Here is a 13,803-nt window from a genome sequence, read left to right as displayed (position 1 = left end):
TATATGAAAGCCTACAAGGCAGGCAGTTTATTCAATTGCACGTTTGATCAACTGAATGCTTCTGAACAAAATCAGTTTATAAAGCAATTATTGACTCCAGCGGTAAGTCGGACGAGTACTCGACACGGATTACTTCTGTATTGGGCAAATATGACAGAGGCCTATTTGTCGTTTCAATTGTCATTGTCGCATGACGGGGTCGCATAGCCGGACGCTGGTCATGAACCTGCCCCCTTTACTGCATCCTCAATGTATCCAGAAACTTGGTAGCTGCGGCCGATAGCGAGCGCCCGCTACGCGTCAATATCCCAATGTCCCGATACACTACTGGCCGACCCAGCTTGAGTACCGCCAGCCCCGTACTATCCATCAGCCGCAAAGCCAAACGGGGAATAGGCGCGATACCGAGCCCGGCCGACACCATTGCACCAACCACCGAAATATTCGTTGCCTCGTACTTGGGCTGGATAGACAAGCCAAGATCTGCATACACCTGATCTACGATGGGGCGAATGCTGCTTGCCGAGCCACTGGCGACGATTGGGCGCTCGGCCAGTACGTTCCAATCGACCTGCCGGCGCCTTCCCAGGGGATCTTTGCGGCTGCAGATCAGTACGAAATCGTCTCGTGTAAAGGGTTCGAATACGACTTGTCCCTGTGGGCCTGGGGCAACCGATATGCCAAAGTCTGCCCGCCCGTCAAAGACCATCTCCCGCACGAATTCGTTCGATAGAGGTACCAATGAAATGGTTACTCGCGGATATGACTGTTCGAACTTGAACATGGTTTCTGGCAGTAGCGCAGCGGCCGATGGCAGGCAGGCGATCGTGATCAGACCCTTTCGCCCGGCTACAAATTCAGACAGATCGCTCAATGAATCGTGGAACTCGGCAACAATGCGGCGAGCGATTGGCAATAGCTCTTCCCCAGCGCGCGTCAACCCTACTTGGCGGGTATTGCGGTCGAACAGCCGCGTTACCAATTTCTGTTCGGCAGATTGGATGGTACGGCTGAATGCTGGTTGTGATACATGGAACCGTTCAGCCGCGCGATGGAAATTACAGGTTTCTGCGAGCAACAAAAATGCTTCCAATTCGTGGACAGTCAATGTTGAGCGCATCGGGTACTCCGGCTTATTGATAATTTATTAACATCAAATTGATAAGATAAATTCACTTCCGATATCAGTGTGCCCTATCTACACTGTCCGCACAAGTAATGACAACGAAGGCAAGCCCGGCGAGTTATCGCATTTGCTTATTTGCCACTAATCCAAGGAGACCTGATGAAATCGATTTTCTACTTGTGCGCTGCGCTGTCCATCGCCATGGCTCAATCGGCCGTAGCCCAGCCTTATCCTTCCAAGCCCATTAGAATGGTTGTGCCGTTCGGCGCTGGCAGCGGTACCGATCAGGTTGCGCGAGCACTGGCCCATGCGATGGGGCAAGCGGATAAAATCACGGTTGTGGTTGAAAACCGGCCGGGCGGCAACGGTTTTATTGCTGCACAAGATGTCGCAAATGCAAAGCCTGACGGATATACGATGCTATTGACAACCAATAGCACTCATGCCGCCGCCGAACATTTATACAAGAACGTGCCGTACGATCCGGTTAAGGACTTCACGCCAGTCGCCTTGCTGCGCAAAGGATATCTGGTGATGGTCACAAAGCCGGACTTTCCGGCTACCACGGTCGCCGATTTTACTATTCAGGCAAAGAAAGAACCCGGCAGGCTTAATTTTGGTAGCGGTAGTTCTTCGTCACGTGTTTCTTCCGAGTTATACAAGCAGATCGCTGGCGTGGATCTGGTCCACGTTCCCTACAAAAGCAATCCAAACGCGCTCAATGATTTGATGGGCGGTTTGCTTCAGGTGATGTTTGTCGATACCTCTTCTGCAGTCAACCTTATCAAAAGCGGAAAGTTGCGTGGCCTCGCTGTCAGCAGCCAGCGGCGACTGGAAATCCTGCCCATGCTGCCGACGATGGAGGAGGCTGGCGTCAAAGGGTACGAAATGTCTTACTGGACTGCCGTCTATCTGCCGGGCAATGCCTCGCCTGAAGTCACGGCGCAGTTAAGCCAATTGCTCAAGAAGGCGATGAATTCACCAGAATTGAAGCAATTGACGGAGAAAACCGGCACCGAAGTGGCCTTTGGTGATGGCGAGGTCCTTAAGCGGTTCCAGGCCTCTGAAACCGAGAAATGGGCCAGGATCATCAAGGCCGCAGGCATCCAACCGGAGTAAGCGGATTAATTGGAGTAATTGCATGACAAAAAAAAGCATACGTGTCGCAGCCGGTTCGGGCTTTTCCGATGACCGTCTTGAGCCGGCACTGGAATTGGCCCGACATGGTGATATCGATTATCTGGTATTTGAATGCCTGGCTGAACGGACGATTGCCCGTGAAACACTGACCCGTCTTAAAAATCCCGAAGCGGGGTACTCACCCTATCTCGTCGATCGCATGCGCATGGTCTTGCCAGACTGCATGCAGCGCGGGATACGGATTGTGACCAATATGGGCGCCGCCAACCCGCTATATGCAGCCCGGATTGTTCGTGAACAAGCGCAGCAATTGGGGCTGGAAGCGCCAAATGTTGCTTCTATTGTCGGCGATGATGTGACCGAGGTTATCCGCGCCAATCCACAACTGCCTTTGCTGGAAAGCGGTGAGCCGGTGGAGTCACTGCTGCCTCACCTGGCGGCGGCGAACGCCTATTTGGGGGCAGATATTGTCAGTGATGCGCTCAGGCAGAACGCGCAGATTGTCGTGACTGGTCGTGTGGCCGACCCGTCACTTTTCCTTGCCTGCATGTTGCATGGTCTGGGCTGGTCTTACGACGATTACACGCGACTTGCAGCCGGTACGTTTGCAGGTCATCTGATGGAATGCGCCGCTCAACTGACCGGTGGTTGTTTCGCCGACTTGCCTCGTAAATTCGTACCGGATATGGCCCGTATTGGATTTCCTTTTGCGGATATCGATGTCGACGGCAACGTCCGGTTCGGCAAAGTGAATGGCTCCGGCGGACGACTGGATATAGCCACCTGCACGGAGCAGGCCCTATACGAAATGCACGATCCGGCAAGTTACATCACGCCCGATTGCGTTCTTGATATTACCCAGGCGGAATTTGCACAGCTGGCCGAAAATCGTGTGCAGATGATGGGTGCACGCGGGCGCCCACGCACCCCCAGCTATAAAGTCGTGGTTGGCTACCACGATGGCTGGATCGGCGAGGGTGAGGTTGGCTATGCCGGCCCGCATGCATTGGCTCGGGCGCGCATGTCCGAACAAATCGTACGTGAACGTCTGACTTTGCGAGGATTCACATATCCCGAAATCCGAGTCGATTACATTGGGGTTTCCAGCCTGCACGGCGAGCTGCCCGACCGGCCAGAACCGTATGAGGTCCGCTTGCGCGTCGCGGCACGCAGCCACGATCGCAAGGCAGCCGAGGCTGTGGGGTTTGAAGTAAGGACGTTAAACGTGAACGGACCAGCTGGCGGTGGGGGCGGCACCAATACGGTGCGCCAAGTCATTGGCGTTAAATCCTTGCTGCTGCCGCGCGAGCACGTTCGCCCGGAAATTGTCATGAACGGAGGATCAGCATGACCAAAGTCTATGAACTGGGGCATTCACGTGCCGGCGACAAGGGCAATACATCGAATGTTTCGGTTATTGCTTATGATGCTGCGGCTTGGGAGCGATTGCGTCGCGACTTGACCGTCGAACGAGTTATGCAGGCCTATCAGCATCTGGTTGGCGGACCGGTGACACGATACGAACTGCCGAAGCTCAGAGCGCTTAACTTTGTGATTGAAAACGCACTGGGGGGCGGCGTGACGATTTCACTTGCCATGGACGCTCATGGCAAGACGTTGTCATATGTGATGCAGGATATTGATTTGCCGAAATAGGGAAAAAATCAAGTCGCTTAGCCAAAAAAAAGGAATCAGCCTTGATCCGGCCACGCGGTCATGGCTGTTTCCACCACTTTTTCAAGGACATCGCGTGGCACGCCATCCCGCATCTGTATGGCCAGCCCGTTCATGAGCGTTGCATAAAAACTGGCGAGCGCCGAAGTGTCCACCTTGTCCGAGATCTCTTTTTCCGCCTGCGCTTTTTGTAGCCGATGGCGGATAGCCTCGTAGTTTCCCTGTCGCAGTCCCTTCAGATAGTCGTCCACATTGCGATGTTCTTCGGCGCAATTGGCTGCGCCCAGCACCACCAGGCAGCCGTGGTTTTTGCTCTTGTTGGATACTGCGCCCAATGCCTCGCGCAGCATGACCTGGATGGCGCGGCGTGCAGTGGGCTCTTCGCGCAACGCGCGGGCTGTCGCGCTACCATCATGGGCAACGTAATATTCCACGGTTTCCCTGAACAGACCTTCCTTGCTGCCAAATGCATTGTACAAACTGGGCGCAGGGATTCCCATGGCGGCGGTCAGGTCTGCCATAGACGTGCCTTCATAGCCATGAGCCTGAAACAGCTGCATGGCGGCGCGCAGGACGGCGTTTCTATCAAAGGAGCGGGGGCGGCCTCTGGTAATCATAATTAAATTTTATAACGATTGATCAAAAAATCTGTTGACGGCGGATGCTCGTTCAAATTACGATTATATAACGATCACTAAAAAAGGAAATGGATATGTCGCTACTCACAGGAAAAATCGCGCTGGTTACCGGCGGCTCGCGGGGAATCGGCGCAGCCATTGTTCGTCAACTGGCGAAAGAAGGCGCGCAAGTGGCCTTCACTTACTCAAGTTCGTCCCAGGCGGCGCAAGACTTGGTGGGCGAGATCGAGGCCTTGCGTCGCAAGGCCCAAGCCGCCGCAGAACACGGCGCGCAGTCGGCAACATTGGCGCTACAGGTTGACAGCATAGATCCGATTGCAGTGCAAAAGGCCGTGTTGACCGCCTTTGAGCATTTCGGGCAACTGGATATTTTGGTCAATAACGCTGGCGTCTTTGAACTGAAGCCGACCGGCGAGTTCACAATGGAAGACTACGAAAGGCAAATGGGTGTCAATGCGCGTGCCGTCTTCGCGGCTATTCAGCAGGCTGCGCCGGTCATGGCCGACGGTGGGCGCATTATCAATATCGGCAGTAACCTGGCTGCACGGGTGCCCAGGCCGAATATGTCGCTATACGCCATGAGCAAGGCTGCGGTGTGGGGACTGACCAAAGGCGCAGCGCGCGACCTGGGCCCGCGTGGGATCACGGTCAATATCATTCAGCCGGGATCGACCGATACCGACATGAATCCGGCCAGCGGGCCCCACGCCCAGGAGCAGCGCAGCTTGCGCGCCATCCCCAGTTACAATACGCCCCAAGAGATCGCCGCCATGGCAGTTTACCTGGCCAGTGACGCCGCACGTTCGATTACGGGCGCCAGTATGGTAATTGATGGCGGCGCCAATGTCTAAGATCGAAGCGCAACACAGCATGCCAGTCATTGTTTATTTTCTGGCCATGGCGATTTTTGCCCTGACCACGTCGGAATTCATGGTGGCGGGCATGATGCCTTCGCTTGCGCAGGCGTTGGACGTATCGGTGCCTGAGGTTGGTTATCTTATCTCCTATTACGCAGCGGGCATGGTGATCGGCGGGCCTGTCTTGATGCTGGCTCTACTTAACGTGCCGCGCAAGCGCGCATTGCTGGTGCTTATCGGGGTATATACGGTGGGCCAATCGGCCGCCGCAGCCGCAATCACATATGAAATCATGGTGGCAGGGCGCATATTGTGTGGCGTTGCTGCATCGGCATGTTTCGGCCTGGCGCTGGCCATTTGTGCCCAGATGGTGCCGCCGGGCAAGATGGCCAGAGCCGCGGCCATCGTGATCGGCGGACTGATGTTTGCCACTGTGTTTGGCGTGCCGGCTGCAACGGCCCTGGAGCAAAACTTAGGCTGGCGCTTTGTGTTCTGGCTGGTGGCGGCAATGACCGCTGCATCCGGTGTGGTGCTGGCGATCACGCTGCCAGCCTCGCGTATTGCACAGCGGACCAGTGCGCGGGCAGAACTGGCCTCGCTCAATAACGGTCGCCTGTGGGCCGCATACGCTACCAGCGCCCTGATTATCGGCGCAACCTTTGCGGCCTTCAGTTACTTTTCCCCGATTCTGCTGAACGTGAGCAGGTATGACGCCTCAACCATCCCGTTGCTGCTTATGCTTTACGGCGCCGCAACGGTAGTGGGCAATTTCGTTGTCGGGCGGCTGGCCGACCGCCATACCATGCAGGTTCTGTTCTGGGGACAGGTTCTCTTGACAGCAGCCTTGATTGCATTCGCACTTTTCGGACAACTGCAGCCTGTCGCCCTGGGCGCTTTGATACTGATCGGGCTGACTGGTGTTGCGCTGAATCCTGCCATGGTGACACGCGTGATCAAGACGGCAAATGCGAGTCCGCTTGTGAACACGCTGCATGCCTCTGTGATTAATATCGGCCTGTTCGCCGGCTCTGCGCTGGGTGGTTTGGGCATCAGCCTGGACTTTGGCATGCGCGCCCCGCTGTGGGCAGGAGCCGGGTTGGCGGTGATCGGGGTGCTGAGTGTGGTGCCGTTGGTATTCAGGGAAAAGGTCAGTACAGAAAGCATAGAAGTAGCGGGGGCGTTGCGGTCGGAGTGCGCATAGCGATGCAAGTGAGTCAGCTCGATTTTGACAGATCGACGATCCGTTTCCATTTGGCTGCTTCGTCGGGCATCTGCCGGGCAAGTTCCTGATAGCCCACGACATCAGGAAAAATAATCTGTTGCTTGCAGAATGTTTTGTACTCTGAAGAATTCGCAATTTGGCTGAATTCATCCGTGAGTAATTGCAGGACAGGTTCAGGTGTTCCTTTTGGAGCCACGAAGTCCAGCCAGGATGATAGTTCGAAATCGGGGACACCTGCCTCTTGCACGGTAGGCACGTCGGGGAACTGTTCCCAGCGTTCTTCTCCCGTCACTGCCAAAAGCCGCAATTTGCTGCTTTGGATCAAGCCTAGCAATGCGGGTGCCGTTTGAGTCGTAAATGTTATTCGGCCAGCTGCTACGTCCGTGGTCGCAGTGGTGGTAGATTTGTAGGGCACGTGTTGCGCTTTGGTATGGCTCATGTGCGTGAACAGCACTGAACAAAGATGTGCTGTACTGCCAATCCCCTGGGAGGAATAGGTCAGTTCGTTTGGCTTTTTCTTCATTGCCTGGATCAGGTCATCTAACGTCTGATAGGGAGACTCTGGCGCCACGACGACGCCCAAAGATACCCTGGCGACTCGCGTAACTGGCGTAAAGTCCGCCCTGGCGTCGAATTGGGCAGTACCCGTCGATAACAGGGGCAACAAGTACATCGGAATTCCTGCAAGCATGAGCGTATAGCCATCAGGCTGGGTTTTGGCTGTGCTGGCATAGGCTATCAGCCCGCCGGTACCTGGCTTGTTTTCGACCACCACGGGGGTCTTGAGCTTTCGTGACAGGGGTTCGGTGAAAAATCTTGCAGCTACGTCGATGGAAGTGGCTGCCGATGCCGGCACTACGATTTTTATAGGCCGGGAAGGATATTGCTCTGCGTACGCTGTGGTGCCCAGTCCAATCATTGGGAGAGCGCCGGCTGTTTTCAAAAATGTCCTTCTATCCATTTTCATTATATTGTCTCCTTTGGTGTGTTACTGGCATGTCGTGTCATAGCATCATTCTAGGGATTGGATTTACGTTGTATATGGCACGAAACTGAAAATGTGTTTTGCATAATCAGGGAAGCTGTCGTATTTCCTGCGTACTCTCATGGCCTTTGCGTATGGAGCAAGATTGTTTACCGGGAACATCACTAGTTCCAGCTCGCCGTCACAACTAGAATTTCCTGACGGCGACAAGCCTGGGTAGAAAAGAATCCAACATGCTATCCGGCTATCCCAGGCTCTGTCGACGCCACTATACAGGAGCACAGATGCAAGATGACATGATCCTTGATCGAACCCGGCTGATCGAGAATACAGATATCGTTCGGGATTGGCTATCGCGTTTCGAGGCCTCGCTATGTGCCGGAGATCGCGAGCAGCTTCTTGATCTTTTTGCTGCGGATAGCCATTGGCGGGACCTGCTGGCTTTCACCTGGAACATTACGCCTCATGTTGGCGCCCAAGAGATTGTCCAGGGCCTGCTTGAGGCCCAAATGAGCGCGCATACCAGCATGTTTGCGTTGGATACAAACCGCACGCCACCGCGCCGCGTCACCCGGACAGGCGTCGATGTTATAGAGGCGATCTTCGGGTTTGAAAGCCGGGTCGGTCGGGGCCACGGCATCGTCAGAATCCTGGCAGATCAACCGGACCGGGCGTGGGTCCTGATGACCTCTCTTGACGAACTGAAAGGGTATGAAGAGCCTATCAATGGGCGTCGTCCCAGCGGGCAGGCATACTCTCGCGCCTTTGGCGGCGAGAACTGGACAGAAAAGCGGCAACGGGAGCGGGCTTTCGAAGACAGAGAGCCTGCGGTGTTGATTGTTGGCGCTGGTCAGGCGGGACTGAGCCTTGCGGCGCGGCTGCGCCTGCAGGGCGTCGATACTCTGGTGGTGGAACGACTGGAGCGTGTCGGGGATGTGTGGCGCAACCGGTACCACTCGCTGGCCCTTCACAACCGTGTTCCCCTTAATCATTTGCCTTATATGCCTTTCCCGCCCAGTTGGCCGCTCTATCTGCCTAAGGATATGCTTGGCAATTGGCTCGAAACGTATGCCTGGGCCATGGAGTGCAACGTCTGGACGGACACCGAGTTCAAGGGCGCCAGTTACGAAGAAGCAGCAGGGCATTGGTCGGCGCGCGTTCAACGGCGCGGCCATCCCGAACGGCTCCTGCATCCCCGCCACATTGTTTTCGCAAATGGCATCGTGGGAAAGCCCAAGCCGGCGCGTGCCCCCGGCCTTGAGGATTTCGCAGGGCAAATCCTGCATACGCACGACTACCGTGACGGTTCTGCCTGGAAAGGCAAGTCGGCGTTGGTGCTGGGCGTTGGTACAAGTGGGCACGATATTGCGCAGGATCTGCACGCTCACGGCGCAAATGTCTCGCTGATACAGCGTGGTTCCATTACGGTGGCAAGTGTCGAGGCTGCCGGAATCAATCATTCTCTTTACTACAACGAAGGCCTGCCGTTGGAGGACTGCGATCTGATTGCCACGGCAAGTACCTATCCTTTGCTAGTGCGTGGCTACCAGTTGGCTGTCGAAAAAATGCTGGAAATGGATAAGGCGCTTATCGCAGGCCTTCGAGCCAGGGGTATGAAATTGGATATTGGGGAAGATAACACCGGGCACCAAATGAAACTGCGTCGCCGCTTTGGGGGCTACTACCTCAATTGCGGTTGCTCGGAACTGATCATCAATGGCCAGGTCGGGCTGATCCAGTACGAAGACATCGAGCGCTTTGTCGACAGCGGGTTGAAAATGAAGGACGGGCGCATTTACAAGGCCGATCTGCTTGTGACGGCCACAGGCTACCAGAACCAGAACGAGGTGGTGCGCGAGTTACTGGGCGAAAACATAGCCGATAAGATCGGGCCGGTTTGGGGGTTGGCCAAGGATGGCGAATTAAGCAATATGTTTCGACCAACACCACAGCAGGGGCTGTGGTTCATGGGTGGCGGGCTTGCACACGCGCGCATTTATTCTCAATACGTCGCGTTGCTGATAAAAGCGAACGAAGTCGGGCTTATTGCATAACCCCAACAGCGGTTCACTAAGCATGAAAGGAGCAGCGATGCTTGATATGACAGGAAAGGTAGTATTCGTGGCGGGCGCCGGGGCGGCCGGGCCGGGATGGGGAAATGGCAAAGCGACGGCAGTGTTGATGGCCCGCCAGGGGGCGCATGTATTCGGCGTGGACAGGGACGACAGTGCGCTGCAAGGCACGAATGCAGCCATGCTGGATGAAGGACATGAAAACTGGGCTTGCAAAACCTGCGATATGACAGACAGCGGGCAAGTGCAATCGGCCGTTAGTGACTGTCTGGATCGGTTCGGGCGCATTGATGTGCTGGTCAATAATGTGGGCGGGAGTGCACCGGGCGACCCGGTTTCGATGCCAGAGGAGGCGTGGGATGCACAGATGGAACTGAACTTGAAAACGGCGTTTCTTGGATGCAAGCACGTTTTGCCTATCATGGAGCGACAATTCAATTCGGAATCAAGGGGAGGGGCAATTGTGAACCTGTCGAGCATCGGTTGCATGAGTTTTCAGGATCAAGGACGGGTGAGCGTGGCGTATGCTGCGTCCAAGGGCGGCGTGCTTTCCTTTAGTCGCGCGGTCGCGATCGCTTATTCGCGCAAGGGAATCCGGGTCAATACTGTCGTTCCAGGCGTGATGGACACGCCCCTGGTCTCAAACCGGCTGGTCACGCAACTGGGTGTAAAAGATACCCGGTCATTTATTGAAAAACGTCACGCCAGTGTTCCTGTGGGCAGGATGGGAGACGCCTGGGATGTGGCCCATGCTGTGCTGTTTCTTGCCAGTGACGAAGCGCGATATATCACTGCGACGCAACTGGTTGTCGATGGCGGCATGACCGCAGCACGTCCCACTACTTAGAATGATCAGGAGAACTGTATGCAACGCCTTCCCATGCTGGATCCATCTGAAATGTCTGCGGAGCAGGCTGCTGCCTGCGAGGCGGCGCGAACGGGGCCTCGGGGCAAAATTCCCGCTCCGATGATCGCCTGGCTTCGCAACCCGGAGCTGGCGCGGCGCGCCCAGGATCTGGGTGCCTTGTTGCGTTTTGATACGTCATTGACGCCCAGATTGACAGAGCTGGCCATACTGGTTTGTGCCCGCCACTGGACGTCACATCACGAATGGACCGCACACAAGAAACTGGCCTTGCAGGCAGGACTGGAGCCTGCCACTATCGATGCAATTGCAGACCACCGTGCACCGGCGTTTACCGAGGTGAACGAGAAAATCGTCTATGTGATTTCACGGGAGGTGCTCTCTAGCGGCCAGCTATCGCCCACGCATTACACCGAGGGTATTCAGGCGCTGGGAGAACGCGGCCTGGTAGAGCTGGTTGCGATACTGGGCTATTACTGTCTGGTATCGATTACGCTCAATTGCTTTGAAATAGGTCTTCCAGAGAGCCGGGCGTCCGAGCTGGAGCGCCCGGACTCCAGCGAGGCCGGAGTTCAGCCGTGAACGGCCAGAAGCAGTCCCAAGAAGGCACCTGTCGGTCCCCTGTTGCCCGTGAGCTCGCACTCGATCCGGACCAGTTGATTATCGATGCTCACCACCATTTGTACGACAGGCCCGGCATCCGGTATTTGCTAAATGATCTGCTCACCGATATATGCAGTGGGCATGATGTCCGGGCAACGGTCTATGTGCAGGCGCGCTCAATGCTGCGGGAACACGGGCCCGAAGCGTTCAAGGCTGTTGGCGAGACGGCGTTTGCCCATGATGTTGCCCTGGCCTGCGATAAGGCGCCCCCTGAAGTGCCGCGTATCTGTGCTGGTATTGTCGGATACGCCGACCTGACACTGGGCGAGCGGGTCCGGCCCGTACTGGAATCGCACATGAGCGCCGGCGGCAATTATTTCAAGGGTATTCGGCAACCGCTGGCATGGGACAAGGATACTGAACTGCTCAATCGTGCCTACCCATCCCATCCGGGATTGCTCGACGATAAAACCTTTCGCCGGGGGTTCGCACAACTGGGCCGCTTTGGCCTAACATTTGACGCATGGCTCTTTTTTCATCAACTGCCCAGGCTGACCGCGCTAGCACGGGATTTTCCATCGATTTGCATCATACTTAATCACTGTGGCGGCGTGCTGGGAACACGAGGATACGAAGGCCAGGCAGCGCTGGTGCGAACCCAGTGGCTGCAGAATATGCGCGAACTGGCTGGTTGCGAAAATGTGACGGTGAAGCTGGGCGGGCTCGGATTGCCGATGACGGGACTTGGCTGGCCAGGTCATGGTGGTATGCCGGCCAATTCGCAAGCGTTGGCCGATATCTGGCGACCTTGGATCGAGCCATGTATTGAGGCTTTTGGTGCAGCGCGTTGTATGTTTGAAAGTAATTTTCCGGCAGACCGAGGCTCCCACAGTTATTGTGTGGGCTGGAATGCGATGAAGCGAATTACGCAGGCTGCGACACCCGATGAAAAAGACCTATTGTTCTGGCGCAATGCCGCCCGGATTTATCGTCTGGCAGACGTGAGCAAGACGATCACGCAGACGCCTGCGATTCAGGACCAAACAGCTGCACCAAAAAGTCGATAAAAACCCGCACTTTCAACGGCAGACCGTGTCGATGGGGGTAAACAATATACAATGCCGTGTCCGTTTCAGTCGGGTAGGCTTCATAGTCTTCCATGACTATTTGCAACGACCCTTCCTGCACCGATTTGCGAACCATCCACCCCTGCAACATGACCAGCCCCAGTCCCTGTTTGGCGCCTTCCATGAGCACCACGCTGTTGGGCGTGCGTAACTTGCCGGTTACCGGAATGACAAAAGACTGACCATCCTTCTGAAAACGCCAGTCTTTCAGGTAGTTATGCTGCAAGTAGACCAGGCAGCTGTGCTGCAGCAGATCGTCGGGCTTGCACGGAATGCCATGGCGCTGCAGATAGGCCGGACTGCCGCATATCACGCGCCTGCTGCTGCTCAGGTTTCTTGCCACCATGCTGGAGTCTTCGAGTTTGCCCAGCCATACCGCGACATCAATGCCATTGGCAAGAAGATCGACACGCTCATCGGTCAGGGTGATATCAATTTCAATATCTGGGTAGCGGACGAAGAACTCAGACAGGGCCGGTACGATGACTTCTGTCCCCGCTGAGGTACGGGCATGAAAGCGTATGGAGCCACTGATCGTGCGCTGATAGGAGAGCGCTGTCCTTCTGGCCAGCTCCAGCTGCTTCAATGCCGGGTCAATTGATGTCAGATAGGTTTCCCCTGCTTCGGTCAAGACCAGGTTGCGAGTTGAACGTTTGAACAAACGTATTCCCAGGGACTCTTCCAGCGCGTTGATCTGGCGTGAGACCGAGCTCGTTGACATATCGAGCTGGCGCGCCGCCTCGGAAAAGGTGCCCACTCTGGCTACCCGGGCGAACACCCGGATTGCAGCCAGCTCATCCATCTGAGTCACGCATTTGCATCAGCCGATCATAGACCCGGCGCTGCACGAGAATGCCTTGTTCTTCTCTGATGCTTCGCTCTCGTTGTGACCGTTCTGAAGGGATGCGGATCTCGTCCACGCCGTCCTGCCTGGGCAGGTCTTTTATCGATTGCAGGAGTTCCGACAACTGGGCTTTGAACTCGGCCGCCGGCATTAATATTTCAGGGTCAAAGGCAATAAAAAGAAAGCCAAAGTCAGATACCTTACCAGAGCGTCGCCTGGCGCCTGCAAGCAGGCCTAGCGCCTGGATGGCTAGCGATAAGCCATACCCCTTGTGTCCGGCAAACGGAACCACGCCGCCTCTCCCAGGTGCACAGCCTGTTGGGGCTGCAGGCGAATTTTCTCAGGTGTATCCGCATCAATTAGACGCATGTTCGATGTCTCCTGGTTCTATTTCTATATTAAATACGATTATATAGTAGCTTGCTGCGGTACCGTCGCAAGCAAGTCATGGCCCGATTGTAGGCAGGACAGGCAGAGCAAACAATGCAGGGTGCCGGATATGACTTTTGCAATATTTGCAAAGACTGCACAGGCAGGTTGAACGACAGGCGCTCAGGTGCTTGTTGCCTGGCCATGTCAATTACGCTTCTCTATTCAGAATCGACCCGTCGCAGAGCGTGGCTGAGCTTCTCTGGTTTGCCATTTCGCGC

General features: G+C 55.6%; 14 protein-coding genes. 9 read left to right on the top strand and 5 right to left on the bottom strand.

Annotated features, from left to right (window positions below; genetic code table 11):
- Nucleotides 1-235: 235 nt before the first annotated feature.
- On the bottom strand, nt 236-1,120 hold the full coding sequence (locus tag CAP48_RS18150; protein ID WP_100699285.1) for a LysR family transcriptional regulator: 885 nt from the start codon (nt 1,118-1,120) through the stop codon (nt 236-238).
- Nucleotides 1,121-1,285: 165 nt separating this feature from the next.
- On the opposite strand from CAP48_RS18150, the gene CAP48_RS18145 reads away from it, so the two are divergent.
- Genes CAP48_RS18145 through CAP48_RS18135 form a run of 3 tightly spaced genes read left to right on the top strand, consistent with a single transcriptional unit; the run spans nt 1,286 to nt 3,922 of the window.
- Nucleotides 1,286-2,245, top strand: a complete 960-nt coding sequence (locus CAP48_RS18145) for a tripartite tricarboxylate transporter substrate binding protein (protein WP_100699284.1) — start codon at nt 1,286-1,288, stop codon at nt 2,243-2,245.
- Nucleotides 2,246-2,267: 22 nt separating this feature from the next.
- Nucleotides 2,268-3,617 (top strand): acyclic terpene utilization AtuA family protein, encoded by a 1,350-nt coding sequence (locus CAP48_RS18140; RefSeq protein WP_100699283.1) that lies wholly within the window; start codon nt 2,268-2,270, stop codon nt 3,615-3,617.
- Nucleotides 3,614-3,922, top strand: coding sequence for a hypothetical protein (locus CAP48_RS18135; RefSeq protein WP_100699282.1), 309 nt, complete (start codon nt 3,614-3,616; stop codon nt 3,920-3,922). The genes CAP48_RS18140 and CAP48_RS18135 overlap by 4 nt, the downstream gene beginning before the upstream one ends.
- A gap of 35 nt (nt 3,923-3,957) precedes the next feature.
- Here the strand turns inward: CAP48_RS18135 and CAP48_RS18130 are convergent, their stop codons facing one another.
- A complete protein-coding gene (locus tag CAP48_RS18130) occupies nt 3,958-4,557 on the bottom strand; it encodes a TetR/AcrR family transcriptional regulator (protein ID WP_100699281.1) in 600 nt (199 codons plus the stop codon).
- A 95-nt stretch (nt 4,558-4,652) separates the two neighbouring features.
- Here CAP48_RS18130 and CAP48_RS18125 point away from each other — a divergent pair, with 95 nt between their 5' ends.
- Together CAP48_RS18125 and CAP48_RS18120 are read left to right on the top strand one after the other, a co-directional pair.
- Nucleotides 4,653-5,429, top strand: coding sequence for an SDR family NAD(P)-dependent oxidoreductase (locus CAP48_RS18125; protein ID WP_100699280.1), 777 nt, complete (start codon nt 4,653-4,655; stop codon nt 5,427-5,429).
- The gene (locus tag CAP48_RS18120; protein ID WP_242444557.1) at nt 5,422-6,636 is read left to right on the top strand and encodes an MFS transporter; all 1,215 of its coding nucleotides are present in this window, start codon (nt 5,422-5,424) and stop codon (nt 6,634-6,636) included. The genes CAP48_RS18125 and CAP48_RS18120 overlap by 8 nt, the downstream gene beginning before the upstream one ends.
- A 13-nt stretch (nt 6,637-6,649) precedes the next feature.
- Here the strand turns inward: CAP48_RS18120 and CAP48_RS18115 are convergent, their stop codons facing one another.
- Nucleotides 6,650-7,624, bottom strand: coding sequence for a tripartite tricarboxylate transporter substrate binding protein (locus CAP48_RS18115; protein ID WP_100699279.1), 975 nt, complete (start codon nt 7,622-7,624; stop codon nt 6,650-6,652).
- A 302-nt stretch (nt 7,625-7,926) separates the two neighbouring features.
- Between CAP48_RS18115 and CAP48_RS18110 the strand changes: the two genes are divergently transcribed.
- Genes CAP48_RS18110 through CAP48_RS18095 form a run of 4 tightly spaced genes read left to right on the top strand, consistent with a single transcriptional unit; the run spans nt 7,927 to nt 12,249 of the window.
- Nucleotides 7,927-9,696, top strand: coding sequence for an NAD(P)/FAD-dependent oxidoreductase (locus tag CAP48_RS18110; protein WP_100699278.1), 1,770 nt, complete (start codon nt 7,927-7,929; stop codon nt 9,694-9,696).
- A gap of 37 nt (nt 9,697-9,733) precedes the next feature.
- Nucleotides 9,734-10,561, top strand: a complete 828-nt coding sequence (locus CAP48_RS18105) for an SDR family NAD(P)-dependent oxidoreductase (protein ID WP_100699277.1) — start codon at nt 9,734-9,736, stop codon at nt 10,559-10,561.
- Between the two features lie 18 nt (nt 10,562-10,579).
- Entirely contained in the window at nt 10,580-11,161 is a 582-nt protein-coding gene (locus CAP48_RS18100) for a carboxymuconolactone decarboxylase family protein (RefSeq protein WP_100699276.1), read from the top strand.
- On the top strand, nt 11,158-12,249 hold the full coding sequence (locus tag CAP48_RS18095; protein WP_100699275.1) for an amidohydrolase: 1,092 nt from the start codon (nt 11,158-11,160) through the stop codon (nt 12,247-12,249). Before CAP48_RS18100 ends, CAP48_RS18095 begins: the two co-directional genes overlap by 4 nt.
- Here the strand turns inward: CAP48_RS18095 and CAP48_RS18090 are convergent.
- On the bottom strand, nt 12,197-13,111 hold the full coding sequence (locus tag CAP48_RS18090; RefSeq protein WP_100699274.1) for a LysR family transcriptional regulator: 915 nt from the start codon (nt 13,109-13,111) through the stop codon (nt 12,197-12,199). The genes CAP48_RS18095 and CAP48_RS18090 overlap by 53 nt on opposite strands.
- Nucleotides 13,104-13,445 carry an Ldh family oxidoreductase gene (locus CAP48_RS18085; RefSeq protein WP_100699273.1) on the bottom strand — a complete coding sequence of 114 codons (342 nt, stop codon included), beginning with the start codon at nt 13,443-13,445 and terminating at the stop codon, nt 13,104-13,106. The genes CAP48_RS18090 and CAP48_RS18085 overlap by 8 nt, the downstream gene beginning before the upstream one ends.
- Nucleotides 13,446-13,803 lie beyond the last annotated feature (358 nt).

Origin of the sequence: Advenella sp. S44 (genome assembly GCF_002810445.1) — a bacterium.
GTDB lineage: Bacteria > Pseudomonadota > Gammaproteobacteria > Burkholderiales > Burkholderiaceae_B > Advenella.
The sequence above is the reverse complement of the archived record's forward strand: the minus strand, read 5'-3'. Positions and strand labels throughout refer to the sequence as shown.